Here is a 21,524-nt window from a genome sequence, read left to right on the forward strand (position 1 = left end):
CTTGTCTGGATTAGATCGCCTTGCCGAACACCTTGTCCAGATGTGCCTCATAAGCCGCCAGTGCCGCCGGTACATCCGGGCGTTTCATCACATCCACTGCCAGGAAGGTCGGCAGGCCGGTCATGCCAAGGAACTGGTTGGCCTTGTGGAACGGGAAGTACACGGCATCCACACCCTTGCCTTCGAAGAAGTCGGCAGGGTCATCGAATGCCTGCTGCGGCGCGTTCCAGGTCAGCGACAGCATGTACTGCTTGCCATGCACCAAACCACCGCTGCCGTACTTTTGCGAGTGGTCCGAACGGGTGCGGCCATCGTTGGCGTAAAGGCTGCCATGGCCAGCGGTGAAGACTTCATCGATGTACTTCTTCACGGTCCAGGGCGCGCCCATCCACCAGCCCGGCATTTGATAGATGATGACATCGGCCCAGAGGAACTTCTCCACTTCAGCCTGCACGTCGTAGCCGCCGTCGATGAACGTCTCCTGCACATCGAAACCGGCGCGGTCCAGGTGAGCGATGGCCGCTTCGTGCAAGGTCGCGTTGAGGCGACCATCGGAGTGAGCGAACTGTTTACCACCATTGAGCAGAAGGATCTTTTTCATGCTGGCCTCCCCGGCCGGGTCAGAATTCATGCCGGCAGGTTAGAGACTCATGAGGGTGGGATACAGCGGTAACGGGGCAAAATACAATTGACCAGAAGTCACGAATGCGCACCATATTATTGCCGTAGAATCGGTTCACCTTCCCATCACCGAGTAGCACCCCATGAGCGAGCAGTTCGCCTTCATCCTCAAAGCCAAGACCCGCCCGGAAATGGCTGACGCCTTCGAAAACCTGTTCCGCCCTTACGTCGAGCCAAGCCGCCAGGAGCCGGGCTGCATCGAGTACCACATGCTGCGTGACCAGCAGGACCCGAGCCTGTTCGTGTTCTTCGAAGTGTGGGCCGACCAGGCCGCGCTGGATGTGCATTCGGCCCTGCCGCACATGGCCGCGTTCTTCGAAAAGCGCATGGATTACCTGGAGCGCGATTTCGATATCCAGCGGGTCGACATGCTCAGCGCCTCAAGCGCTAGCCGTTGATCAGCAAATGGCCGCCCAGTGCGGCCAGGCCGATGAAAAAGCAACGTTTGAACACCCGCGCGCTGATGCGCTGACGCAACCACTGGCCGACCAGCATGCCGAGCAGGGCTGGCGCCAGCATCAGCAGCGAAGCTCCCAACGCCTGGCCACCGAGGGCATCCTGCCCGGCCAGGCCAACGGCCAGGGCCAGGGTCGAAACCGTGAACGACAGGCCCAAGGCCTGGATCAGTTGCTCGCGGCCCAGGCCCAGGCTCTGCAGGTAGGGCACAGCCGGTATCACGAACACCCCGGTTGCCGCCGTGACCACACCCGTCACCAGCCCACAAACCGGCCCCAGCCAGCGCTCGTGCGCCGCCGCCACTTGCAAACCTGGGCCAATCAGCCCGTACACCGCATACACCAGCAAGGCCGCACCCAGTGCGTGGACGGCCCATGGGCCGCTGTTGATGCCCAACCAGACGCTGCCCAGCAAGGTGCCAATGAAGATAAATGCCAGCATCGGGCCTAGCCGCACCAGCAAGGCCTGAAGGTGCCCGCCACTTGCCAATTGCCAAAGGTTGGTGAGGGTCGAAGGCACGATCAGCATTGCAGCAGCCTGCGCCGGTGGCATAGCCAGGCCCAGCAGACCCATTGCGATGGTGGGTAGCCCCAGGCCGATCACGCCCTTCACTGCGCCGGCCAGCAGGAAGGTCAGCACCACCAGCAGCGAGAGCGCTGGGCCAATGTTCTGGTAGAAAGCAAGCAAGGTAGTCATGGGCCGATAATGGCCGGTAGCGGGCAGGGTGAAAATCTGCCATACCATTAGCCAGACTCTTGCAAAGACAGAGGCACATGCATTTCGACCTGATCGACCTCAAGCTGTTCCAGCACACCCTGGAGTGCGGCAACATCACCGCCGGTGCCGGCCGTAGCCATCTGTCGCTGCCTGCAGCCAGTGCGCGCATCCGCGCCATGGAGGCATCGCTGGGTATCCCGTTGCTCGAACGCAACCGCCGTGGCGTGCAGCCGACCCCAGCCGGCCAGGCGCTATTGCAGCATGCCAGGCTGATTGCACAGCAGGTGGAACGCCTGCAATTCGACCTGGGCCAGTACGCTCAGGGCAAGCAGGGTCAAGTGCGCCTGCTGTGCAACACCGCTGCGCTCACGGAGTACCTGCCTGAGTTGCTGGCCCATTACCTGGCTGAAAACCCTGGGGTCAGCGTTGATGTGCAGGAGCTGCCAAGCCTGCGCATCGTGCAGGCGATTACCCAGGGCATGGCGGACTTGGGCATCGTTTCTACTGCTGCGCCCAGCGAGCACCTGCAAACCCGGCCATTTCGTGACGACCCACTGGTGCTGGTAACGCCGCAAAACCATCCGCTAGCCAACGAGACTGCCCCCTGCTTCATCGACAGCCTGGTGTATGGCTATGTCGGGCTTGGAGCAGGTAGTGCATTGGCGTTGTACCTGGAGGAACAGGCGCTGCGCGAGGGGCGGCGGATGCAGGTGAGAGTGCGGGCCGAAGGGTTTGATGGCGTGATCCGCATGGTTGCAGGCGGGGCTGGGGTCGGAGTGGTGCCACTGGCAGCGGTGAAACGCTGGCAAGGGATGCTGCCACTGCACTGGGCGGCCTTGGCAGAGCCCTGGGCGAACCGCCGGTTGCTGGTGTGTACACGGGACTTTGCGGCGTTGCCAGGGTATGCGTCGGGCTTGGTGGATCGGTTGGTGGAAGCCTGAGATTGTGACGGTGCCTGTGATGCCGCATTCGCGGGTTTACCCGCGAAGAAGGCTCACACACAATGGCGCCATGACGCCCCACTAAAAAGGACTTTCCAGTGGCATCGATCTACCAGCTCAAACCACGCTTCCAGGCCCTGCTGCGCCCAACCGTCCAGCGCCTGCATGACCGGGGCGTCACCGCCAACCAGGTCACCGTCACCGCCGCCGTGGTATCGATCCTGCTGGGCCTGCTGCTGGCCGCCCTGCCCCATGCCACTTGGCTGTTCATCCTGGTGCCAGTGTGGATGCTGCTGCGCATGGCGCTGAATGCCGTCGACGGCATGCTGGCCCGGGAGTTCGGCCAGCAATCCACACTCGGCGCCTACCTCAACGAACTCTGCGACGTGATCGCCGACGCCGCCCTGTACCTGCCCTTCGCCCTGCTGGCTGGCGTGTCACCTACGCTGGTGGTGCTGGTGGTGCTGTGCGCCACCTTCAGCGAGTACGCCGGGGTCATGGGCCCGCTGGCCGGCGCATCGCGGCGTTATGACGGCCCCATGGGCAAAAGCGACCGCGCCTTTGCCTTCGGCGTGCTGGGCACCGGCGTCGCCTTTGGCCTGCTGAACGGCAGCTGGATCAATGGTTTGCTGCTGGTCATCCTCGTGCTCTCGCTCTATACCCTCTACAACCGGGTTCGCCAGGGGCTGGCCGAAACCCGCAGAGCCTAAAATCGTCGCAAAAGGACGTTGACCATGCGCCAAGCGCAAGCGCTGCACTTCTCCACCCATGACGGTGTCGAGCTGCACTACCGTCATTGGCCTGCCACCCGCAACGAACACCAGCCACGCCGGGCGGTGGTGATGTTCCACCGAGGCCATGAACACGGCGGGCGTATGGCCCACCTGGCCGATGAACTGGACATGCCGGGCTACGACTTCTTCGCCTGGGATGCACGCGGCCACGGCCAGTCGCCAGGTGCGCGCGGCGACAGCCCAGGGTTCGCCACCAGCGTGCGCGACGTGCAAACCTTCATCGAACATATCCAGGCCCACCACGGTATCGCCGAGCAGGACGTGGTGGTGCTGGCGCAAAGCGTCGGCGCCGTGCTGATTGCCACCTGGGCCCACGACTACGCGCCCAAGGTGCGCTGCCTGGTGCTGGCCTCGCCGGCATTCAAGGTCAAGCTGTACGTGCCGTTCGCCCGCCCCGGCCTGAAACTGCTCAAGGCCTTGCGCGGCAACTTCTTCGTCAACAGCTACGTCAAGCCGCGCCTGCTTACCCATGACCCAGAGCGGGTGATGTCGTACGTGGCCGACCCGCTGATCAGCCGGCCGATTTCAGTGACCATGCTGCTAGGCCTGTACGAAGCCGCCGACCGGGTAGTGGCAGACGCCCAGGCCATTCAGGTACCGACCCAATTGCTGGTCTCGGGGGCCGACTTCGTGGTCGAGCGCCAGCCACAGGAGCGCTTTTTCGAACGGCTGGGCAGTGCCCGCAAGGAAATGCACATACTGCCCGGGTTCTTCCACGACACCTTGGGTGAACGTGATCGGGCCCATGCGCTGAGGCGTATCGAACGGTTTGTCGAACACTGCTTCACCCACCCCGCCGCACAGCCGTCATTGCTGGATGCCGACAAGACCGGCGCCAGCTGCGCCGAGGCCGAGAGCCTGGCCGCACCCTTGCCACGCAATTCGCCCCGCGACCTTTACTGGCGCGCCACCCGCGCGGGCCTGCAGCTGGGCAAGGGGCTGTCCGAAGGCGTGAAGCTGGGCTTCGACACCGGCTTCGACTCGGGCAGCACCCTCGACTACGTGTACCGCAACCAGCCGACCGGCAAGGGCAAACTGGGCCGCCTGATCGACCAGAACTACCTCGACGCCATCGGCTGGCGTGGCATTCGCCAGCGCAAGCTGCACGTCGAAGAATTGCTGCGCCTGGCCATCGCCCGCCTGCGTGAACAACAACGGCCCGTGCACGTTGTCGATATTGCCGCCGGCCATGGCCGCTACATCCTCGAAGCCCTGCAAGACCTTGAGCAGCTGCCGGATTCGATCCTGCTGCGCGACTACAGCGAACTGAATGTTCAGCAAGGCAGCGCGCTGATCAGCGAAAAGGGCCTGGCCGACATTGCCCGCTTCGTCCAGGGCGATGCTTTCGATCGCCAGAGCCTGGCCACACTTGAACAACCCCCAACGCTGGCCGTGGTTTCAGGGCTGTACGAACTCTTCCCCAGTAACCAACTGGTGGGCAACTCGTTGGCGGGGCTGGCCGACGCCGTAGAGGATGGCGGCTACCTGGTCTACACCGGCCAGCCGTGGCACCCGCAACTGGAGATGATTGCCCGCGCCCTCACCAGCCATCGGGGTGGCGAGGCCTGGGTGATGCGCCGCCGCAGCCAGGCCGAGATGGACCAGCTGGTCGAGGCAGCGGGCTTCCGCAAGCTGGCCCAACGTATCGATGAATGGGGCATTTTCAGCGTCAGCCTGGCACAGCGGGTACGCTGAGTGAGCCCGCCACGCGAGCCTGGGCTGATTCGCCGGGGCGTGTTCTGGCTTCTGCTGCTGGGGCCGTTGTTTTTCCTCAGCTATGGGCTGGCGAACCATTACACGGCCGGGCGCAGTGATGTCGGCAGCCTGGTGTTCGGCTGGGAGCACGGCATGCCGCTGTGGCCCTGGACGATCATCCCGTACTGGTCGATCGACCTGCTCTACGGGCTGTCCTTCCTGCTGCCGCGCACACGCCAGGAAATGGACCGCCACGCGCTGGCGCTGCTTACCGCACAGGTGATCAGCGTCAGTTGCTTCCTGCTGTGGCCGCTGCGTTTCACCTTCGAGCGACCGGACCTGGACGGGCTGTTCGGCTGGCTGTTCGATGTGTTGATGGGCTTCGACAAACCCTTCAACCAGGCGCCTTCGCTGCACATCGCTTTGCTGGTGGTCATCTGGACGATGTTCGCCCGGCATGTGCAACGCCAGCCCTGGCGTTGGCTGATGCATGGCTGGATGGCGCTGATCGGGGTGTCGGTGCTGACCACCTGGCAGCATCATTTCATCGATGTACCCACGGGGGCGCTGGCCGGGTTTGCCTGCCTGTGGCTGTGGCCATGTCAGGGGCGCCTGCCTTTTCAAGCCGCCCACCTTGCTCAGGATGCCAAGCGTTGGAAGGTCGCCGGTTGTTATGCCGTGGGTGCGCTGCTGTGTGCACTTCCTGCCGCTACGATGGGCGGGGCTTGGTTGTGGTTAAGTTGGCCGGCCGTGTCGCTGGGGCTGGTGGCACTGAACTATGCCGTGTTCGGGGCGGGTGGTTTTCAGAAGGGTGTCGACGGGCGCTTGTCGATTGCGACCCAGTGGCTGTTGGCCCCCTATCTGGCGGGCGCGTGGCTCAATTCGAGACTGTGGACCCGGCGCCATCCGCAAGCGGATGAAGTATGCGACGGAGTGTATCTAGGGAGAATCCCGATGCGGGGCACACAGTTCGCTGCGATTATTGATTTGTGCGCCGAGCTACCGTGTATCGCAAACCGTTGTGGGAGCGGCCTTGTGTCGCGAAAGGGCTGCGGAGCAGCCCCGACAGTTTCAGCTGCGAAGCTGAAAACCCGGGGCCGCTTCGCGCCCCTTTCGCGACACAAGGCCGCTCCCACAACGGTCGTGTCAGCTGTTGGCTATAAGTGTTTCCCAACCCTGGATCTGATAGCGCCAGACGTTACGCTGCTACAACAAGCCGCCAGCGCTATCGAACACCTGCGCACCCAAAGCCCCGTGTTGGTCTGTTGTGCCCTGGGCTACTCACGCAGCGCCACCGCCGTGGCCGCCTGGCTGATCGTTACCGGCCGCTGCAACGATGCCCAACAGGCAGAATCGCTTATCCGCAAAGCCCGCCCCGGCATCGTCCTGCACAGCGCGCATCGCCAGGCCCTGCAACAGCTTGGAGCACAACCATGAACCTGCGCGTGGTCGCCAGCCTGCTGGGCCGGGGCAAACAGCTGGAGCGCCTGTCTGACGGCCTCACCCTGCTGGCCCTGGCCTACGGCCTTGCACCTTTGCTGGGAGCCCCACTGCAACCGCTGGCCAGCGTGCTGTGCAGCGTGCTGCTGGCGCTCGGCATGCTGCACAAGTACTGGGCCATCCGCGTGGCGCTAGATGCCGAACTGTTTGCCCACCTCGCCAATAGCGAAGACCTGGTGGCAGACACCCAGGCCCTGGACCATGCCCTGTTCGAACTGAAACTCAAACCACAGGCCACCGACGGTCGCGCCTGGCCTGCCCGCAGCCAGGCCGCACTAGGCCTGTTGCGCCGTCAGGCCGTATGCCTGGGCCTGCAGCTCTCGCTAGCCTTGGCTACCCTGCTGACACTGCCTTTGAAGGGATAACGAACGCCCCATGCTCGCCAACCTGACCGCCTATGTCATCACCTCCGCCGCCCGCCTGATCACAGGCGCCCGCGCCCTTTGGCTGGGTTGCACGCCGCTGCCGGTACAGCGCCTGTACTTCGCCAACCACAGCAGCCACGGTGACTTCGTACTGCTGTGGGCCTCACTGCCGCAACCTCTGCGCAAGCGCACCCGCCCGGTCGCTGGCGCGGACTACTGGGCCAAACCGGGCATTCGCGACTTTCTCATTCGCAAGGTGTTCAACGGCGTGCTGATTGATCGGCAACGCAGTGAAGGCCAGGGCAGCCCGCTGCAACCGATCCTCGAAGCCGTGGCCCAGGGCGACTCGCTGATCTTCTTCCCGGAAGGTACGCGCAACCTGGGTGACGAGCCGCTGATGCCGTTCAGAAGCGGCTTGTACCACCTGGCGGCAGCCAACCCCGACGTCGAGCTGGTACCGGTCTGGATCGCCAACCTCAACCGGGTGATGCCCAAGGGCCGTGCCCTTCCGTTGCCCCTACTTTGCACACTGAGCTTTGGCGAACCGTTGCACCTGCACGCTGATGAAAGCAAGCAGGCCTTTCTCGAGCGGGCCAGCCAGGCCCTGCTGACCCTGGCCCCGAAGGATGCCTGACATGGACGACAATACCCTTTCCCTGTTCGCCGGCATCGGCGCCCTGCTGCTGCTCGCCAGCATGATCGGCCGCCTGCTCAAGTGGCGCGCAGGCCCAGCGCCACACGCGGTAATCGACAACCTCAACGCCCGCATCAACGCCTGGTGGGTGATGGTGCTGGTCATCGGCATCGCTTTCCTGTTCGGCAAGTACGGTGTGATCGTGCTGTTCTACGGCGTGTCGTTCTACGCCCTGCGCGAGTTCATGACCCTTACCCCGACCCGGCGCAGCGACTACCCGGCGCTGGTGGCGGCGTTCTATGTGGCGCTGCCGGTGCAGTACGTGCTCATCGCCATGGACTGGTACGGCCTGTTCAGCATCTTCATCCCGGTGTACCTGTTCCTGCTGCTGCCAATCCTGGCCAGCTTCGGCGGCGATACCACACGCTTCCTTGAACGTGCGTCAAAGGTACAGTGGGGGTTGATGATCGCGGTGTACTGCGTGTCATCGGTGCCGGCCTTGATGACACTGGACATCCCGGGTTACGAGGGCCGCAACCTGTTGCTGATCGCCTGGCTGATCCTGGTGGTGCAGATCAGCGACGTGCTGCAGTACGTATGCGGCAAGCTGTTCGGCAAACACAAGGTGGCACCCAACCTGTCGCCGTCCAAAACCGTCGAAGGCCTGGCCGGCGGCGTGGCACTGGCTACCCTGATCGGCGCCCTGCTGTGCTGGATCACCCCGTTCACCTTCTGGCAGGCCGCACTGATGGCCCTGACCGTGAACACCATGGGCTTTTTCGGCGGGCTGGTAATGTCGGCAATCAAGCGCGACCGAGGGGTGAAGGACTGGGGACACATGATCGAAGGCCATGGCGGCATGCTCGACCGTATGGACTCGGTGTGCTTTGCGGCGCCGGTGTTCTTCCACTTTGTGCGGTATTGGTGGGCGTAACGCATGCGTGCACAACGATGATCAGTGTGAAAGCGCCAACTCTCGTAAAGCAGCCGTGGCCAGAAAACCGGAGCGGGATGCATAACGGTGGTCACGCTTCACTTTTTCATCGATCCGCTGAAGCAGGTTTTCTGGCAGCGTTGCATTGAAGCGAACCGCCTTACCCAGGTAGGGGGTGACATCAAAATCCACCACGGCCCAGACCCCGCCTTCAAAATCAGGATTCGCCACATGGACATCGATTTCCTGTGCTTGCGGCAACGCCTCGTTATCGGCTACCAACCCTTCGAAATGCAGCGCCAACGCCTCCAGCACGTTCTCCAACGCCAGTGCGACAGTGGCACCGGCGGAGAAACAACCGGGAACATCGGGAACGGTCACGCCGTAATCCGAACCGGCGTCTTTGTGCAATACGACCGGAAATTTCATTGATTACCTCCGTTGTCACTCGTGAACCAAAACGAAGCACACTACACACTATCCACACCTGACCAGACTAGCGGACGATTTGGACCGCTATGTAAGGGAGTACCTGCCGAAATGTAGGAAATATGCCCCCTCACCCGAAAACCGATACCCCCCTGGGGTATCCACGATCATGACAACAGGCTACTTGAGGTAAGACCGCAACAACGCCGCCACCTTGTCCGCCTCATCCTGCCGCTCCTCGGCGCTCAGCCCGTCCGCCACCAGATGTTCGCGGATGTGCCCTTCCATCACTTCAGCCATCAGCCCGTTCACCGCGCCGCGCACGGCGGCGATCTGCTGCAGGATCGCCAGGCAGTCCTTGTCCTGCTCCAGCGCCGTCTCAAGCGCAGCGGCCTGGCCCTTGATCTTGCGCACCCGGGTCAGCAGTTGCTTCTTGCTCTTCAGGGTATGTGCCATTGGATTCCACACCATGCTAGGTATACTGGGGTATAGTATATTTCTCGATCTTCCGGGAGCATGATAAACCATGGCGACACAAACCTCAGACCGTTGGCAGCACAGCCATCAGTTCCACACCAGCAACCTGGGCGCCGAGCGCAAGACCCGCCTGGCGGTGTGGCTGACCGCCGTGATGATGGTGGCGGAGATTGCCGGTGGCTGGTTCTTCAACTCCATGGCACTGCTGGCCGACGGCTGGCACATGAGCTCCCACGCGCTGGCCCTTGGCCTGTCGCTACTGGCCTACGCCGCCGCACGGCGCTATGCCGCTGATCGACGCTTTGCCTTCGGTACCTGGAAAATCGAGATTCTCGGTGGTTATTCCAGCGCGCTGCTGTTGCTGGGCGTGGCCGGACTGATGGTGTTCCAGTCGGTGGAGCGGCTGCTGGCACCGGGGCCGATCCATTATGACGAGGCCATCTTCATCGCCGTGATAGGCCTTGCCGTCAACCTGATTTGTGCCTGGCTACTGCGCGATGACCATCACCATCATGATCATCATGGGCACGACCATCACCATGACCACGGCCATCACCACCACGACCTGAATCTGCGCTCGGCCTACTTGCATGTGGTCGCCGATGCCGCCACTTCGGTGCTGGCCATCGTTGCCCTGCTGGCCGGCAAGTTCTGGGGCGCCAGCTGGCTCGACCCGGTCATGGGCCTGGTGGGTGCGCTGCTGGTGGCGCTGTGGGCCCGTGGCCTGCTGCGTGATACCGGGCGGGTGCTGCTGGATGCGGAGATGGACGCGCCGGTGGTGGCAGAGATCCGCGAAGTGGTGGCGCAACTGCCAGTACCGGCCAGCATCACCGACCTGCATGTATGGCGGGTGGGCAAGGACCAGTACGCCTGCATTCTCGGCTTGGCCACTCAAGGTTCCCTCAGCGCCGACAGCGTGCGCCAGGCCTTGGCTGTGCATGAAGAACTGGCGCACATCACCGTCGAGGTAAACCGCCTGGCATAGCGCGACCAGACAGCTGGACGTCGAGCCCAGGCAACTGCGGCTCGGTCGATAGCCCTATGGTGACGAGTCATTCAGCCAGTCACCAGGAGTTGTGCCATGTCCGATTTCATCACCGTCCTGCGCGAAACCTGCCCGACGCCGGTCGTGGACGCCACCAAGTGGAAGCGCATCGGCGGCGATCCGCACACCGTCAACCTCAATGCCTACCTGTCGGCCGACGGCAGCAAGATCATGGGCACCTGGATCTGCACCCCGGGCAAGTTCGAGGTCAACTACGAGAAGTGGGAGTTCTGCCACTTCCTCGATGGCTACTGCATCATCACCCCGGAAGGCGAAGAACCGAAGCACCTGAAGGCGGGTGATGTGTTCGTGATCGAACCAGGGATGAAAGGCACCTGGGAAGTGGTCGAAACCGTGCGCAAGTATTTCGTTTTCGCCTGATAAAAAAATCGCGGGGCAGGCGCCCTTCCCTCTGGTGCGCAGTTACAGAGGGAAGGCCACCTGGCCCGCGAAGAAGTCCACCTCGCTCGTCAATCCTTCTTGCGATACCCCTCGACGATGGCCGAGAAGTCCTTGCCCCCTTCGCCGCGCAGGCTCATGGCCTGATACAGCTGCTGGGCCACGGCCCCGAGGATCACCGGCTGGTGTGCCTGGCGTGCCGCTTCGGTGGCCAGCCCCAGGTCCTTGAGCATCAGTTCGGCGCCAAAGCCACCGGTATAGCCACGCGATGCCGGCGCCGTTTCGATGATGCCCGGCCACGGGTTGTAGGTGTCCGAACTCCAGCAACGCCCGGTCGAGCTGTTGATGATGCCGGCCAGCACCTTGGTGTCGATGCCCAGTGCGTTACCCAGGGCCATGGCCTCGGACACACCGATCATGGAGATGCCCAACAGCAGGTTGTTGCAGATCTTGGCGATCTGCCCGGTGCCGACTTCACCGCAGTGCACGATGTTACGGCCCATCTGCTCCAGCACCGGCTTGAGGCTGGCGAACAGCTCGGCGCTGGCACCGACCATGAAGGTCAGGGTGCCCGCTGCCGCGCCGCCGGTGCCACCGGACACTGGCGCGTCGCCCATGTCCACACCCTTGGCCGCTGCGGCCTTGGACACATCGCGTGCGGTCTGCGGGTCGATGGTGCTGCAGTCCACGGTTGGTGTGCCGGGGCGAATGCCGGCCAGCACGCCGTCGTCGTTCAGGTATACGCTGCGCACATGGGCCGCCGCGGGCAGCATGGTGATGACCAGCTCGCTGTTGGCCGCCGCGTCCTTGGGCGACGGGCTGATCTGCCCGCCCAGTTCTGCCAGCTCGGCCAGCACGGTTTTGTTCAGGTCAAACAGGTTCAGCTGATGCCCGGCCTTGATCAGGTTACGGGCCATGGGCGCGCCCATGTTGCCGAGGCCAATGAATGCAATACGCATGACGTCTCCTTAGCGCAGGCTGATGGTGGTGTTCACACCGTCATTGACACTGTCGTCATCGAACCAGCGGGCGGTGACGGTCTTGGTCTGAGTGTAGAACTGCACCACCTGCTTGCCGTACGGGCCGAGGTCACCGAGCTTGGAACCACGCGAACCGGTGAAGCTGAAGAACGGTACCGGTACCGGGATCGGGATGTTGATGCCGACCTGGCCGATGTCGATTTCGCTCTGGAACTTGCGCGCTGCCGCGCCGCTTTGGGTGAACAGGCCGGTGCCGTTGCCGAACGGGTTGGCGTTGACCAGGGCGATGGCTTCGTCGAGGGTATCGACCTCCAGGGTCACCAGCACCGGGCCGAAGATTTCCTGGGTGTACACCTGCATGTCGGTCTTCACGCCCGAGAACAGGGTTGGGCCGACGAAGTTGCCTTGCTCGTAGCCCGGCACCTTGACGTCACGGCCGTCGAGCTCCAGCTTGGCGCCTTCCTTGATGCCACTTTCGATCAGGCCCAGCACACGCTCCTTGGCGCGCTTGGACACTACCGGGCCGACATCGGTGCCAGGCTCACAGCCGGCATTGACCTTGAGCTTGCTGGCCGCTTCCTTGATATCCGGCAGCCATTCGCGAGCCTTGCCCACCAGCACCGCCACCGAGGTGGCCATGCAACGCTGGCCCGCCGCGCCGAAAGCAGCACCGACCAGGGCGTTGATGGTTTGCGTGCGGTTGGCATCGGGCAGCACAACGGCGTGGTTCTTGGCGCCCATCATCGACTGCACGCGCTTGCCGTGCTGGCTGCCCAGGTTGTACACGTGGGTGCCGACTTCGGTAGAGCCAACGAAGGAAATGGCTTTGATGTCTTGATGGGTGCAAATGGCATCCACCACTTGCTTGCCACCGTGCACCACGTTAAGCACACCGGCCGGTACGCCGGCTTCCAGCGCCAGCTCGACCAGCAGCATGGTCGAGAGAGGGTCCTGTTCGGACGGCTTGAGCACGAACGTGTTGCCGCAGACGATGGCCATGGGGAACATCCACAGCGGGATCATCGCCGGGAAGTTGAACGGGGTGATGCCGGCGCATACACCAATCGGCTGGCGCAGGGTGTAGGTATCGACACCGCCTGCGACGTTCTCGGCGAATTCGCCCATCTGCAGGGTGCCAATGGACGCCGCGTGCTCGACCACTTCCAGCCCACGGAAGATATCGCCTTCGGCATCAGCCAGGGTTTTGCCCTGCTCGGCGCTGAGCACCTGGGCAATGCGTTTGGTGTGTTCGCGGATCAGCGCCTGCAGCTTGAGCATGATGCGCATGCGTGCGCCAATCGGGGTGTCGCGCCAGGTCTGGAAAGCGCGATGGGCAGCAGCCACGGCAGCGTCGACTTCTTCGACAGTGGCAAACGGCACGTGCGCCAGTACTTCCTGGGTGGCAGGGTTGACGATGTCGCGCCATTCGGTGGTCTTCGACTCGACCCATTGGCCGTCGATCAGCAGCTTGACCTGCTCGACCTTGGTCGGGTTCGGGGATTGCGGTGCGTTCATCTGCGTTCTCCTTGGAATTATTGTCGGGACGAGATCGCCAGCGCCAAGCAAACGCAAGGTGGCGTCCTGAGGCTTGTTTCGAGTATAGATGTGCAAACATCCAACAAGAACGCACAAAAAAACCGGATCATCATGCAAAAAGACCTCACATCCCTGAGTGCCCTCAACTGGGACGACCTGAAGTTTTTCCTTGAAGTGGCCCGCACCCGCAAGGCCAGCAGTGCCGCCAAACGGCTGAGCGTGGACTACACCACGGTGTCGCGGCGCATCAGCTCGCTGGAGGGGGCGCTGGGTACGTTGCTGTTCGAAAAATCGCGGACCAACGGCTTTGTGCTAACCGCCGAAGGTCAGCGCCTGCTGGGCTATGCCGAGTCGATCGAAAGCACGCTGCACATGGCCTGCGAGCAGGTGTCCGGGTCGGGCGTGGCGCTGTCGGGGCATGTACGCATGGGTTGCACGGAGGGCTTCGGCAGCTTCTTCATTACCCCGCAGCTGAGCCACTTCGTTGATGCCTACCCGGCGATTTCGGTGGATATCCTGCCGCTGCCACACTTCATCAGCCTGTCCAAGCGCGAGGCGGACATCGTCATCGCGCTGGAGCGGCCGGAGCATGGGCCTTATGTGTGCTGCAAGCTGTGTGATTACCGCTTGCGGCTGTATGCGACGCAGGATTACCTGGACAGCCACGCGCCGATTCGTCAGGTGGCAGACTTGGCCAAACATCCCTTTATCAGTTACGTGGATGATTTGGCGTTCAGTTCGGAGCTTTTGTACCTGGCCAACCTGATTCCCGGTGCCACTGCGCACCTACGCAGCACCAGTGTGATTGCGCAGTACACGGCGGCGTTGCAGGGGCGTGGGTTGGCGATATTGCCGTGTTTCCTGGCTGCCCAGGACCCGCGCTTGGTGACGGTGTTGCCGGAGGAGATCGAGGTGACGCGGCAGTTCTGGATGTACTGCCGGGAGGATTTGCGCAAATTGAAGCGGATTACCCTGTTGTGGGATTACATTCGCGGGGTGACCGAGGCGAATGCGCCGTTGTTGATGGGCGAAACGCGGGAGATGCGGTTTGCTCAGGGGTAGATCGACAAGGAGTAAGGGTGCTTCATCGTACCCATCGCAAGGACCCTGTGGCAACGACTTGTGACAGTGGTTGTGACAAGGCGGCAATCCATGCCAAAAGCAGCTTAGGTTTGCTATCTTCTAGGTGATGCCCTTTTGCCACTTTTTAGCTTTTTACCCCTCGTATCTCCTTAAAGCCACCTTGCATGCAGTTTGTACTGCCTAGGTGCCGATGAGACAGATGGTGCATGGTAAGCGAGCTCTCTGGGACAGTTGGAAATTGCTGGTTTATGCAGGAGTCCAGCAAGAGATTACATCTTTGATGACCGAGAAAAATCGAGGCATGAATGCCATACACAGTTGCTGTTTCCTTCGATCAGTTCTACGAAAAAATAAATCTGGCAGGTGATCACCGCGACACTGCAAATCGGCGGCGGGACGATATTGTTAAGACGCTGAGCAAATCATTCGAAATTATCGAAAGCTTCAGTACGGGCTCGATTCCAAAATTCACTGCACTGAAAGACCATGCAGACTTAGACGTAATGGTTGCTCTACATTATGGAAAGCACATAAAGGACAAAACCCCGACCCAAGTGCTACAGGAAATTCGCAACGCCTTGGCCGAATGGAGAACCGGTGCGCGACGCAATGGGCAAGCTGTAACCCTACACTACAAAACTTGGCCGAACGTTGACATTGTTCCTGTAAGCAGAACAACTAACTCAGACGGCACGGTATCACATTACAATGTGCCAGACTCCAACACAGATACATGGATCGAGTCACGACCAAAATTCTTCGCATCACAAATAGAGGCCAAATCTAGCGAGTGCGGAAAAAACTTTAGACGCATCATAAAAATGATCAAGCACTGGAATCGTATTCATGGTGATTTTCTTCGCAGCTACCATATTGAAGTTCTGGCTTTAAAAGTTTTCAATGGGAATTTAGACGACACATCATGGCACGTTCACAAATTTTTTGATGACGCACGTAAGCTGCTTCAGCAGTCGCTCTGGTACGATAAAGGGTATGCAGATGACTATCTATCTTGGACTGACCGTCAAGAAGTGCTCAAGCGATTCGATAAAGCAATAGCAAAAAGTCTAACCGCTTGGCATAATACGTACGGAGATAACAACAACCACAAGGGTGCCATCGAAGCGTGGCAACAAATTTTCGGAAATTCTTTTCCAAACTATGGCTGATAACAATGTCTCGCTATGATCCAATCCGCAAAAATTACTACGACTCAGTTGAGTCAGCCGACAAAGCCTCAGATCGATTATTTTATGTGAGTGCGGCCCTATCCTTTGTTGCACTGCTATTAGACCAACAGAAATATCCTGACCTCTATCCTATTATTTCGATTGGCCTAGGCTTATCGGTTCTGGCACTTTGCATCATTGGATTGGTATTGCGACTTTACTTGATACCGCGAGCAGAGGACAAGCGACGGCAGGATTTTTTCAGCAGCTCCTGCGGTATAAATCTGACTCACCAAAAAACCGATGGATACTACAATAACAACTTTGCCGAACCAACAAAAAGGATCGCAGCACAAGTACTGGAAAACAGTCACTTCACTAAATCCATTGCTCTAGAAATGGCGAAAACAGAGCGTCTAAGAATATCCATTTATGCTGTTTTATGGGTGACTTGCTTGATGTTCAGGAAAAACGACCTAGGAGTTATACTTGTTGCATCGCAAGCAGTGTTCAGCGAGCAGGTTTTAGCAAAATGGTTTCGGCTTGAATGGTTACGCATGCGTTCTGAAAAGGTGTTTGATGATGTCTTTGCACTATTCCAGTCCAAGCCAGCAGACGCGGAGTTTAATGCGATGACCTTAGCCTCACTTTCAATGTATGAAACAGCCAAGGCTAACGCTGCAGTGACTTTGTCCTCCAAGATATTTGACAGACTTAACCCACCGCTTTCCAAGGAGTGGGACAAGATTAAGGAGGCATTAAAGATTTAATCGGCTAACCATCAACGAGTATTAATTCTCGCAACTGCTCAATCGCTGAGCCGATGGCATTGGCATTGGCATTGGCATCCAGAGCTTGCAAGGCCGTCATCACGTTGTCGTGAACGGTGATCGAGCCGCGTTGGCGAACCCATGTACTTAGCTCTTCTATCGCCGCCCGTATGGCTATCTGGTTGAGATGGAGCAATTCAAATGCGTCTGGTCTGCGGTGATGGTGTTTTTTCCATGTGTAGTGCTCAGTGGGATGGTTTGCATACAGCGTACCCCTCTGCCGCTAATCCATCCCCCCCAGATCAGAAATGGGATTTCGCTACCTGTCCGGCAGGTTTCTGAGGGGAAATCCGTAGAGACAGCACCCATGCTCAGTACGGCCAGATCACAGAAAGGGTCGAAAAGCTTTATGTTTTCAAAATCCCTACAGACATAAACAAGAAAGCCTTGCCACAAGCTCACAGGAGGCTCATAGCAAGGCAATTGAGTGCATGTCTACCCGACCCTACAGAGTAAGGCTGTAAACAGCTGTATGAGGCGAGCTTTAAATAGCTGCTTTCATTTCCTTCTTGATCCTGTAGACCGTGGCAACTCCACACTCTGCCAACTTGGCTACATCGTCGGCTGTCATGGTTGGGTGCTTGGTCATGATGGTGGTCACCTTCTCCCACATGGCAGTGTTCTTACCTTTGCCCGCTGGTTTCCAAGCGGGATCAGCGGCCTTCTTGTTTTCGATACCTTGTCTGATCCGCTCCACACGCTTCTCTTGATCCAAGCGAGCCATGGTTGCCATCAGATCAAGGAGCATGTTGTTGATGACTTCCATGATTGCACCAGTGATACCTGTATCGCTGACCAACTGGTGAGAGGTGGGCAGGTCAACCACTACCAGACGTAAGCCCTTAGCCTTGATTGTCGATTTCAGTACGTCCCATTCAGCACTGGACAAGCGAGACAGGCGGTCAACCGATTCGCATACGATGGAGTCGCCAGCTTGAGCAGCATCAAGTAGACGGGAAAGCTCTGGACGCTCCAGCTTGGTTCCTGAGATGTTCTCAGCGTATACGCCTGCGATGGTGAGGTTGTGGTCACTGGCGAAAGCTTCAAGCATCTGGCGTGCACGGTTGGCGTCCTGATCCTTGGTGGAAGCACGGAGATACAGATGGGCTTTCATGATCACTATCCTTTAGCTATCTATTTTATGGACCTATGATAATAAATCATATAGCTATCATCAAGAGGTATTTTGATAGTTACTATCAGATAGGACCGCCATTCCCATTTGAGTAGAGTTCTTTGATAGTGGAATGCGAGTGGTTGGCATTGGGATATCGCAGTGATAGCTTTGTGCCTTTACTCAAGCAAGGAAAGGATTCATGCGCACACTGATTGCCGCCGCCGTTACTGTCATGCTGGGTGGTTGTGCCGCACCGCCTACCTTAGGAGAGGCGACACCAGTTGCTAGCAATCGACTGCTGGCCTTCAAGGCTGAAGATCACGGTAAGGACGCGAGTGTCACAGTACTCAGAGAAAGCGCGATTCCTTCAGCCCAGTGCTTTTTCGCCGTATATGTGGATGGCGTGCTTGCTGCAAGGCTCGACAACAACGAAAAGGCCAGTTTCTACCTCAAACCGGGTAGGCATCTGATTGGCGTTGGTTCAGACCCTCAAGGTGCTGGAAACTGCTCAGGCAACAGTGGGTACAAGCGGGAGGTTGCTACTTGGGTGCAAATTGGTGAAAGCCAAACATTCAGGATTGCATTCCAACCAATGTTGGACATTCGCCCATCGTCTTACTGACGAATTCCTTGCACGTGCAAGGAGTGGTAGTTCACACCGTTCGAGGGTGAGGATGATGGCATGGTGTTTGTGGGTTCGTTCCTCTCCCTCATTTTCGGATGATCTAGGATTACCCTATTCAGCGTAGACGCTGAAGAATGATTATCAAGGATGAATCCTCAAGAACGTCAACCTACGGTTTCCTTGGCGATCACTGATTGTCAATCAGAACATTATCACTCTCATACATTCAGTGTCCGCAGGTGAGCCGCAAGGCGAATGCTTTTAGAAGGATGGACCATAGTCCAACCAGCTTTTGATCTTGATTATCTTGAGCATTGTATTCTGAGCCAAGCTCAGGAATGCTTATTCAAGATATCATTACTATTCTGTGCATGGCACAGAGCATTACACGCTCTTGGGTTTTGAAGGGAGCTTGTCCCTTCTCCTTTCAACTTCTCTAGTGACCTAACCAAGGCTTCACCTTGAAGAAAGCCTACCCTGTGGACAATCTCCACAGAACAAACGGTCTCCTTTCCAATTGGAAAGGTTCCCTTATATACATTTCGTTAACTGGCCTTACCCAATGATTCCGGGGGTATCGTCCTTGTTGTCTCATGCAGCCAAAGGCATGACTTGATGCTCAGCTTCAGCCATTTGAGCTTTCCGCATGGCCCTCACGCTTTCACCATACTCGACATATCGACCCTGACGTTTCAGATCAAGTTGTTCGTCAGTGTAGATTGGTTCGACTTCAACAGTGTTAAGCACTGGTGCCGGCTTGGTGTAGCTTGCAATTTCTTTCAAGGTGTCCACTGTATCAGGATGACGTTCCAAGTGCAGTCGGATACCACCCAATGCAGTCCGGGCAGCTTTCATCACCCATTGTGCAGTACGTTCTTTAACCTTGCATTGTGCTTCGACAATCCTTGTTGACAGTGTAGGTAGTACCAGAGCCTTGTTCAGGTGACTGAATCGAATCTTAAACTCACCACTATTACTCCTCCCAACGCCATCAATGTGCATCGCACCATAGCAAACATCATAGAACCAACCGAAGCGGTTAATTCTGATACCGTCCAAGCTTGAAATTTTGTCTTCATTCATTCCATCAAACACCGATTTGATTAACGGTGCAAGATCATTGACAACAATGCTTTCAGGGCGACCACCAACGCCTTTTTTAGCACCCTTTTCAGCAATAGGATTTAACGCTACAACGTTGTTACTGGAAGTTTTTTGCGCCAGAGCATTCGATACAGCATTAGCAGCACGCACCAACTCGGCCTCGTCGCTCTTGATTCGTTCGACCCACTCAGCATATTCACGCGCATTACTTTGTTTCAAATGACGGGGTTTCAACATCTTCATTCCTTATTCTCCTTTTTTCGTTCAATTCATAGGCATTCCTCTCGGGTTGTGCCGATTTAGTGTGGTGTAACTTCTCAAAGCTCAGGCACGACAACACCTCCTGCGAGGCACCATTTCTGAAATGAAGTGGTCGCGTGGAGGTTGGCATGCTGACTTTTAAGGGGTGAGATTCTACATGAAAGCGGACGCAAATGCAAGCCATTCTTATTTAGATAAAATCAATTCTCATCTACTACACATCAAGCCTCTTTAAGCTTTCCTGCTTCGATTTGAGCAACGATAGCCTCTACCCGCCCCTTTCATGCCCGGCCAGTTAAAATGCTCAGAATTAATCGGTTGACGCCTTCCTGCCGCATTACCAATATTCTCCCTCAATAAATAAGAACAAACGTCCTATCCGTTTAAAAATGACGATGTTTCAGTGCGAACAGGACATGGGTCGAGCATTTGATTGGTAATCACCAATGTTCATCGGATCAAAACCACTTCCCCGAGGGTACAAAAAAGCTCCACACCAGCATTAGCTAATGTGGAGCGTCCTGATAACTTCACTGTTACTGATCCCTATGTCGCGTTGATGGTTACGCTGGAATCTCTAGCGGCTTGTAGCAAGCTTGGACTTGCTTTTCGATCTCAGCCAATTTCTTTGCTGCTGCTTGTTCTGCGGCCTTAGCCTCTTTTTCCTGCTGACTCTGGATCAGTTGTTGGCGGAGCAGGTCCTGATACCTAGTATATTCCTTCTCCAACCATTCAATATACTCAGCCTTCACTTCGGCTTTGATTTCCTCAATGTCAGCCTGTTGTACTACCAGCGGTTTAACCATATAGACACTATGATCTAAAGGTGCGTGCATCACGCGCTTGATCGGCGTGATCGTATAACCCTGACTCGCTTTGTCAATCACAGCCTGAAGGAACTCATGCTCAAGACTGGCTCTTACTAATTGCATACTTCGCTCAGTACCACGGTATGCATTGACCCATCCCTCTACCCGTCGCTCGTATTCTGATTGACTCCACTGCGGCGGTGTACCACTGATTTTAATTTTCTCTGTCATTTGTTCATTTCCTTTGTTGTTTGTTTTTAATGTGTGCAATTGCCTTGGCAATAAGCTCGACCCTGTAATGCTCTAGGTCAAGCACTGGAGCATCTGCAAGTGCTGGTGTATTTTTAGTTAGAACTGGTTTGTTGCTCATAGCGTTTGCATCTTGCTGCTTGGCTTGTCGCTGCTTACGACTAGCGTTAGCTCGCTGAAGTCCTTTGATGAATGCATCCACATTCATTGTTTGTATGCACCTGCTACGATGTATCCAGACAACAGTTCAATTATGTCTGAACAACGTTGGCCTTCTGCACGGTTACCTGTACAGGCTGCTGCTGCACGAAGTGATTTAAAGTATTTCAGTTTCTGGTGAATTTCTTGATTGGTCATTGTCGGTTCCTTTTTATGGATTGCAAATAAGGTGATTGCTCACCAGTTTATTAAGGTAAACATCCAAGCTCAGATTGGCAGCATACGCCTTCAAGAACAAATCAGTATGGTTAACAATAGACATACGAAAGGGGATCAGCACTGATTGTTCCTTAAGTGCTCGCCACCTTTTTACTCGACATTCGTCTGAGCACACCTTAGCGTGACTACGGCGATTGATTAGTGGTGTATTGCAATTTAAACATGTACGCTCTTCAGACATAAGATATCCTCCATGTGATTGGATAGTAGTTTTACGACGAATTGAATTATTGAAGACATATAAAACCTTTCGCCA

The 21,524-nt window shown here is 57.6% G+C and carries 26 protein-coding genes; 14 read left to right on the plus strand and 12 right to left on the minus strand.

The window, feature by feature from the left end; genetic code table 11:
* Window positions 1-10 precede the first annotated feature (10 nt).
* Window positions 11-601 carry an NAD(P)H-dependent oxidoreductase gene (locus N436_RS27225; protein ID WP_060500016.1) on the minus strand — a complete coding sequence of 197 codons (591 nt, stop codon included), beginning with the start codon at window positions 599-601 and terminating at the stop codon, window positions 11-13.
* Window positions 602-764: 163 nt separating this feature from the next.
* Between N436_RS27225 and N436_RS27230 the strand changes: the two genes are divergently transcribed.
* On the plus strand, window positions 765-1,079 hold the full coding sequence (locus N436_RS27230; RefSeq protein WP_016713437.1) for a putative quinol monooxygenase: 315 nt from the start codon (window positions 765-767) through the stop codon (window positions 1,077-1,079).
* On the opposite strand, the gene N436_RS27235 is transcribed toward N436_RS27230, so the two are convergent.
* Window positions 1,069-1,833, minus strand: coding sequence for a sulfite exporter TauE/SafE family protein (locus N436_RS27235; RefSeq protein ID WP_110742423.1), 765 nt, complete (start codon window positions 1,831-1,833; stop codon window positions 1,069-1,071). The two genes, N436_RS27230 and N436_RS27235, sit on opposite strands and share 11 nt — an antisense overlap.
* 77 nt (window positions 1,834-1,910) lie before the next feature.
* Between N436_RS27235 and N436_RS27240 the strand changes: the two genes are divergently transcribed.
* The 7 genes from N436_RS27240 to N436_RS27270 all read left to right on the plus strand — a co-directional run bounded on the left by N436_RS27240 (window position 1,911) and on the right by N436_RS27270 (window position 8,717).
* The gene (locus tag N436_RS27240; RefSeq protein WP_110742406.1) at window positions 1,911-2,795 is read left to right on the plus strand and encodes a LysR substrate-binding domain-containing protein; all 885 of its coding nucleotides are present in this window, start codon (window positions 1,911-1,913) and stop codon (window positions 2,793-2,795) included.
* A 98-nt stretch (window positions 2,796-2,893) separates the two neighbouring features.
* Window positions 2,894-3,505, plus strand: coding sequence for a CDP-alcohol phosphatidyltransferase family protein (locus N436_RS27245; protein WP_105947023.1), 612 nt, complete (start codon window positions 2,894-2,896; stop codon window positions 3,503-3,505).
* 24 nt (window positions 3,506-3,529) lie between these two features.
* On the plus strand, window positions 3,530-5,284 hold the full coding sequence (locus N436_RS27250; RefSeq protein WP_105947024.1) for a bifunctional alpha/beta hydrolase/class I SAM-dependent methyltransferase: 1,755 nt from the start codon (window positions 3,530-3,532) through the stop codon (window positions 5,282-5,284).
* Window positions 5,285-6,721, plus strand: coding sequence for a phosphatase PAP2/dual specificity phosphatase family protein (locus N436_RS27255; protein ID WP_110742407.1), 1,437 nt, complete (start codon window positions 5,285-5,287; stop codon window positions 6,719-6,721).
* On the plus strand, window positions 6,718-7,149 hold the full coding sequence (locus tag N436_RS27260) for a hypothetical protein (RefSeq protein WP_110742408.1): 432 nt from the start codon (window positions 6,718-6,720) through the stop codon (window positions 7,147-7,149). Before N436_RS27255 ends, N436_RS27260 begins: the two co-directional genes overlap by 4 nt.
* 10 nt (window positions 7,150-7,159) lie before the next feature.
* Window positions 7,160-7,783: a lysophospholipid acyltransferase family protein gene (locus N436_RS27265; protein ID WP_105947027.1), complete on the plus strand. Its 624-nt coding sequence runs from the start codon at window positions 7,160-7,162 to the stop codon at window positions 7,781-7,783.
* Between the two features lies 1 nt (window position 7,784).
* Window positions 7,785-8,717, plus strand: a complete 933-nt coding sequence (locus N436_RS27270) for a phosphatidate cytidylyltransferase (RefSeq protein WP_110742409.1) — start codon at window positions 7,785-7,787, stop codon at window positions 8,715-8,717.
* 21 nt (window positions 8,718-8,738) lie between these two features.
* Here the strand turns inward: N436_RS27270 and N436_RS27275 are convergent, their stop codons facing one another.
* Entirely contained in the window at window positions 8,739-9,146 is a 408-nt protein-coding gene (locus N436_RS27275; RefSeq protein WP_105947029.1) for a type II toxin-antitoxin system HicB family antitoxin, read from the minus strand.
* Between the two features lie 180 nt (window positions 9,147-9,326).
* Window positions 9,327-9,602 carry a metal/formaldehyde-sensitive transcriptional repressor gene (locus N436_RS27280; RefSeq protein WP_060500006.1) on the minus strand — a complete coding sequence of 92 codons (276 nt, stop codon included), beginning with the start codon at window positions 9,600-9,602 and terminating at the stop codon, window positions 9,327-9,329.
* 70 nt (window positions 9,603-9,672) lie between these two features.
* Here N436_RS27280 and dmeF point away from each other — a divergent pair, with 70 nt between their 5' ends.
* Both dmeF and N436_RS27290 read left to right on the plus strand, forming a co-directional pair.
* The gene (gene dmeF / locus N436_RS27285; protein ID WP_110742410.1) at window positions 9,673-10,608 is read left to right on the plus strand and encodes a CDF family Co(II)/Ni(II) efflux transporter DmeF; all 936 of its coding nucleotides are present in this window, start codon (window positions 9,673-9,675) and stop codon (window positions 10,606-10,608) included.
* Between the two features lie 96 nt (window positions 10,609-10,704).
* Window positions 10,705-11,049 carry a cupin domain-containing protein gene (locus N436_RS27290; RefSeq protein ID WP_003258412.1) on the plus strand — a complete coding sequence of 115 codons (345 nt, stop codon included), beginning with the start codon at window positions 10,705-10,707 and terminating at the stop codon, window positions 11,047-11,049.
* An 89-nt stretch (window positions 11,050-11,138) separates the two neighbouring features.
* Here the strand turns inward: N436_RS27290 and mmsB are convergent, their stop codons facing one another.
* A complete protein-coding gene (mmsB, locus tag N436_RS27295; protein WP_027609099.1) occupies window positions 11,139-12,026 on the minus strand; it encodes a 3-hydroxyisobutyrate dehydrogenase in 888 nt (295 codons plus the stop codon).
* A gap of 9 nt (window positions 12,027-12,035) precedes the next feature.
* The gene (locus tag N436_RS27300; protein WP_110742411.1) at window positions 12,036-13,562 is read right to left on the minus strand and encodes a CoA-acylating methylmalonate-semialdehyde dehydrogenase; all 1,527 of its coding nucleotides are present in this window, start codon (window positions 13,560-13,562) and stop codon (window positions 12,036-12,038) included.
* Between the two features lie 132 nt (window positions 13,563-13,694).
* Between N436_RS27300 and N436_RS27305 the strand changes: the two genes are divergently transcribed.
* The 3 genes from N436_RS27305 to N436_RS27310 all read left to right on the plus strand — a co-directional run bounded on the left by N436_RS27305 (window position 13,695) and on the right by N436_RS27310 (window position 16,605).
* Window positions 13,695-14,645: a LysR family transcriptional regulator gene (locus tag N436_RS27305; protein WP_110742424.1), complete on the plus strand. Its 951-nt coding sequence runs from the start codon at window positions 13,695-13,697 to the stop codon at window positions 14,643-14,645.
* A gap of 326 nt (window positions 14,646-14,971) precedes the next feature.
* Entirely contained in the window at window positions 14,972-15,835 is an 864-nt protein-coding gene (locus N436_RS28450) for a nucleotidyltransferase (protein ID WP_146232458.1), read from the plus strand.
* A gap of 5 nt (window positions 15,836-15,840) precedes the next feature.
* Window positions 15,841-16,605, plus strand: coding sequence for a hypothetical protein (locus tag N436_RS27310; protein ID WP_110742412.1), 765 nt, complete (start codon window positions 15,841-15,843; stop codon window positions 16,603-16,605).
* Between the two features lie 4 nt (window positions 16,606-16,609).
* On the opposite strand, the gene N436_RS27315 is transcribed toward N436_RS27310, so the two are convergent.
* Together N436_RS27315 and N436_RS27320 are read right to left on the minus strand one after the other, a co-directional pair.
* Window positions 16,610-16,801 (minus strand): hypothetical protein, encoded by a 192-nt coding sequence (locus N436_RS27315; RefSeq protein ID WP_110742413.1) that lies wholly within the window; start codon window positions 16,799-16,801, stop codon window positions 16,610-16,612.
* A gap of 348 nt (window positions 16,802-17,149) precedes the next feature.
* Window positions 17,150-17,779 (minus strand): recombinase family protein, encoded by a 630-nt coding sequence (locus N436_RS27320; RefSeq protein WP_110742414.1) that lies wholly within the window; start codon window positions 17,777-17,779, stop codon window positions 17,150-17,152.
* 202 nt (window positions 17,780-17,981) lie between these two features.
* Here N436_RS27320 and N436_RS27325 point away from each other — a divergent pair, with 202 nt between their 5' ends.
* On the plus strand, window positions 17,982-18,404 hold the full coding sequence (locus tag N436_RS27325) for a 3-isopropylmalate dehydratase (protein ID WP_110742415.1): 423 nt from the start codon (window positions 17,982-17,984) through the stop codon (window positions 18,402-18,404).
* Between the two features lie 594 nt (window positions 18,405-18,998).
* Here N436_RS27325 and N436_RS27330 read toward each other — a convergent pair.
* From N436_RS27330 to N436_RS28495, 4 genes are all read right to left on the minus strand, one after another.
* On the minus strand, window positions 18,999-19,754 hold the full coding sequence (locus N436_RS27330) for a hypothetical protein (RefSeq protein WP_110742416.1): 756 nt from the start codon (window positions 19,752-19,754) through the stop codon (window positions 18,999-19,001).
* Between the two features lie 581 nt (window positions 19,755-20,335).
* Window positions 20,336-20,812: a hypothetical protein gene (locus tag N436_RS27335; RefSeq protein ID WP_146232457.1), complete on the minus strand. Its 477-nt coding sequence runs from the start codon at window positions 20,810-20,812 to the stop codon at window positions 20,336-20,338.
* 4 nt (window positions 20,813-20,816) lie between these two features.
* Complete coding sequence (locus N436_RS28455) at window positions 20,817-21,038, minus strand: hypothetical protein (RefSeq protein WP_146232456.1); 222 nt, start codon at window positions 21,036-21,038, stop codon at window positions 20,817-20,819.
* A complete protein-coding gene (locus tag N436_RS28495) occupies window positions 21,035-21,187 on the minus strand; it encodes a hypothetical protein (RefSeq protein WP_158286276.1) in 153 nt (50 codons plus the stop codon). Before N436_RS28495 ends, N436_RS28455 begins: the two co-directional genes overlap by 4 nt.
* Window positions 21,188-21,524: the final 337 nt, after the last annotated feature.

The sequence above is a fragment of the Pseudomonas sp. RV120224-01b genome, from assembly GCF_003208145.1.
GTDB lineage: Bacteria > Pseudomonadota > Gammaproteobacteria > Pseudomonadales > Pseudomonadaceae > Aquipseudomonas > Aquipseudomonas monteilii.

Excerpts from the sequence above, each read along its gene's own strand:
- N436_RS27335 (WP_146232457.1), bottom strand. The coding sequence starts at position 20,812 with ATGACAGAGAAAATTAAAATCAGTGGTACACCGCCGCAGTGGAGTCAA.
- N436_RS27270 (WP_110742409.1), top strand. The coding sequence starts at position 7,785 with ATGGACGACAATACCCTTTCCCTGTTCGCCGGCATCGGCGCCCTGCTG.
- dmeF (WP_110742410.1), top strand. The coding sequence starts at position 9,673 with ATGGCGACACAAACCTCAGACCGTTGGCAGCACAGCCATCAGTTCCAC.
- N436_RS27280 (WP_060500006.1), bottom strand. The coding sequence starts at position 9,602 with ATGGCACATACCCTGAAGAGCAAGAAGCAACTGCTGACCCGGGTGCGC.
- N436_RS27275 (WP_105947029.1), bottom strand. The coding sequence starts at position 9,146 with ATGAAATTTCCGGTCGTATTGCACAAAGACGCCGGTTCGGATTACGGC.
- N436_RS27320 (WP_110742414.1), bottom strand. The coding sequence starts at position 17,779 with ATGAAAGCCCATCTGTATCTCCGTGCTTCCACCAAGGATCAGGACGCC.
- mmsB (WP_027609099.1), bottom strand. The coding sequence starts at position 12,026 with ATGCGTATTGCATTCATTGGCCTCGGCAACATGGGCGCGCCCATGGCC.
- N436_RS27240 (WP_110742406.1), top strand. The coding sequence starts at position 1,911 with ATGCATTTCGACCTGATCGACCTCAAGCTGTTCCAGCACACCCTGGAG.
- N436_RS27250 (WP_105947024.1), top strand. The coding sequence starts at position 3,530 with ATGCGCCAAGCGCAAGCGCTGCACTTCTCCACCCATGACGGTGTCGAG.
- N436_RS27230 (WP_016713437.1), top strand. The coding sequence starts at position 765 with ATGAGCGAGCAGTTCGCCTTCATCCTCAAAGCCAAGACCCGCCCGGAA.
- N436_RS27260 (WP_110742408.1), top strand. The coding sequence starts at position 6,718 with ATGAACCTGCGCGTGGTCGCCAGCCTGCTGGGCCGGGGCAAACAGCTG.
- N436_RS27235 (WP_110742423.1), bottom strand. The coding sequence starts at position 1,833 with ATGACTACCTTGCTTGCTTTCTACCAGAACATTGGCCCAGCGCTCTCG.
- N436_RS27330 (WP_110742416.1), bottom strand. The coding sequence starts at position 19,754 with ATGAAGATGTTGAAACCCCGTCATTTGAAACAAAGTAATGCGCGTGAA.
- N436_RS27325 (WP_110742415.1), top strand. The coding sequence starts at position 17,982 with ATGCGCACACTGATTGCCGCCGCCGTTACTGTCATGCTGGGTGGTTGT.
- N436_RS27305 (WP_110742424.1), top strand. The coding sequence starts at position 13,695 with ATGCAAAAAGACCTCACATCCCTGAGTGCCCTCAACTGGGACGACCTG.
- N436_RS27265 (WP_105947027.1), top strand. The coding sequence starts at position 7,160 with ATGCTCGCCAACCTGACCGCCTATGTCATCACCTCCGCCGCCCGCCTG.
- N436_RS27310 (WP_110742412.1), top strand. The coding sequence starts at position 15,841 with ATGTCTCGCTATGATCCAATCCGCAAAAATTACTACGACTCAGTTGAG.
- N436_RS27300 (WP_110742411.1), bottom strand. The coding sequence starts at position 13,562 with ATGAACGCACCGCAATCCCCGAACCCGACCAAGGTCGAGCAGGTCAAG.
- N436_RS28455 (WP_146232456.1), bottom strand. The coding sequence starts at position 21,038 with ATGAATGTGGATGCATTCATCAAAGGACTTCAGCGAGCTAACGCTAGT.
- N436_RS28495 (WP_158286276.1), bottom strand. The coding sequence starts at position 21,187 with ATGACCAATCAAGAAATTCACCAGAAACTGAAATACTTTAAATCACTT.
- N436_RS27290 (WP_003258412.1), top strand. The coding sequence starts at position 10,705 with ATGTCCGATTTCATCACCGTCCTGCGCGAAACCTGCCCGACGCCGGTC.
- N436_RS28450 (WP_146232458.1), top strand. The coding sequence starts at position 14,972 with ATGCCATACACAGTTGCTGTTTCCTTCGATCAGTTCTACGAAAAAATA.
- N436_RS27225 (WP_060500016.1), bottom strand. The coding sequence starts at position 601 with ATGAAAAAGATCCTTCTGCTCAATGGTGGTAAACAGTTCGCTCACTCC.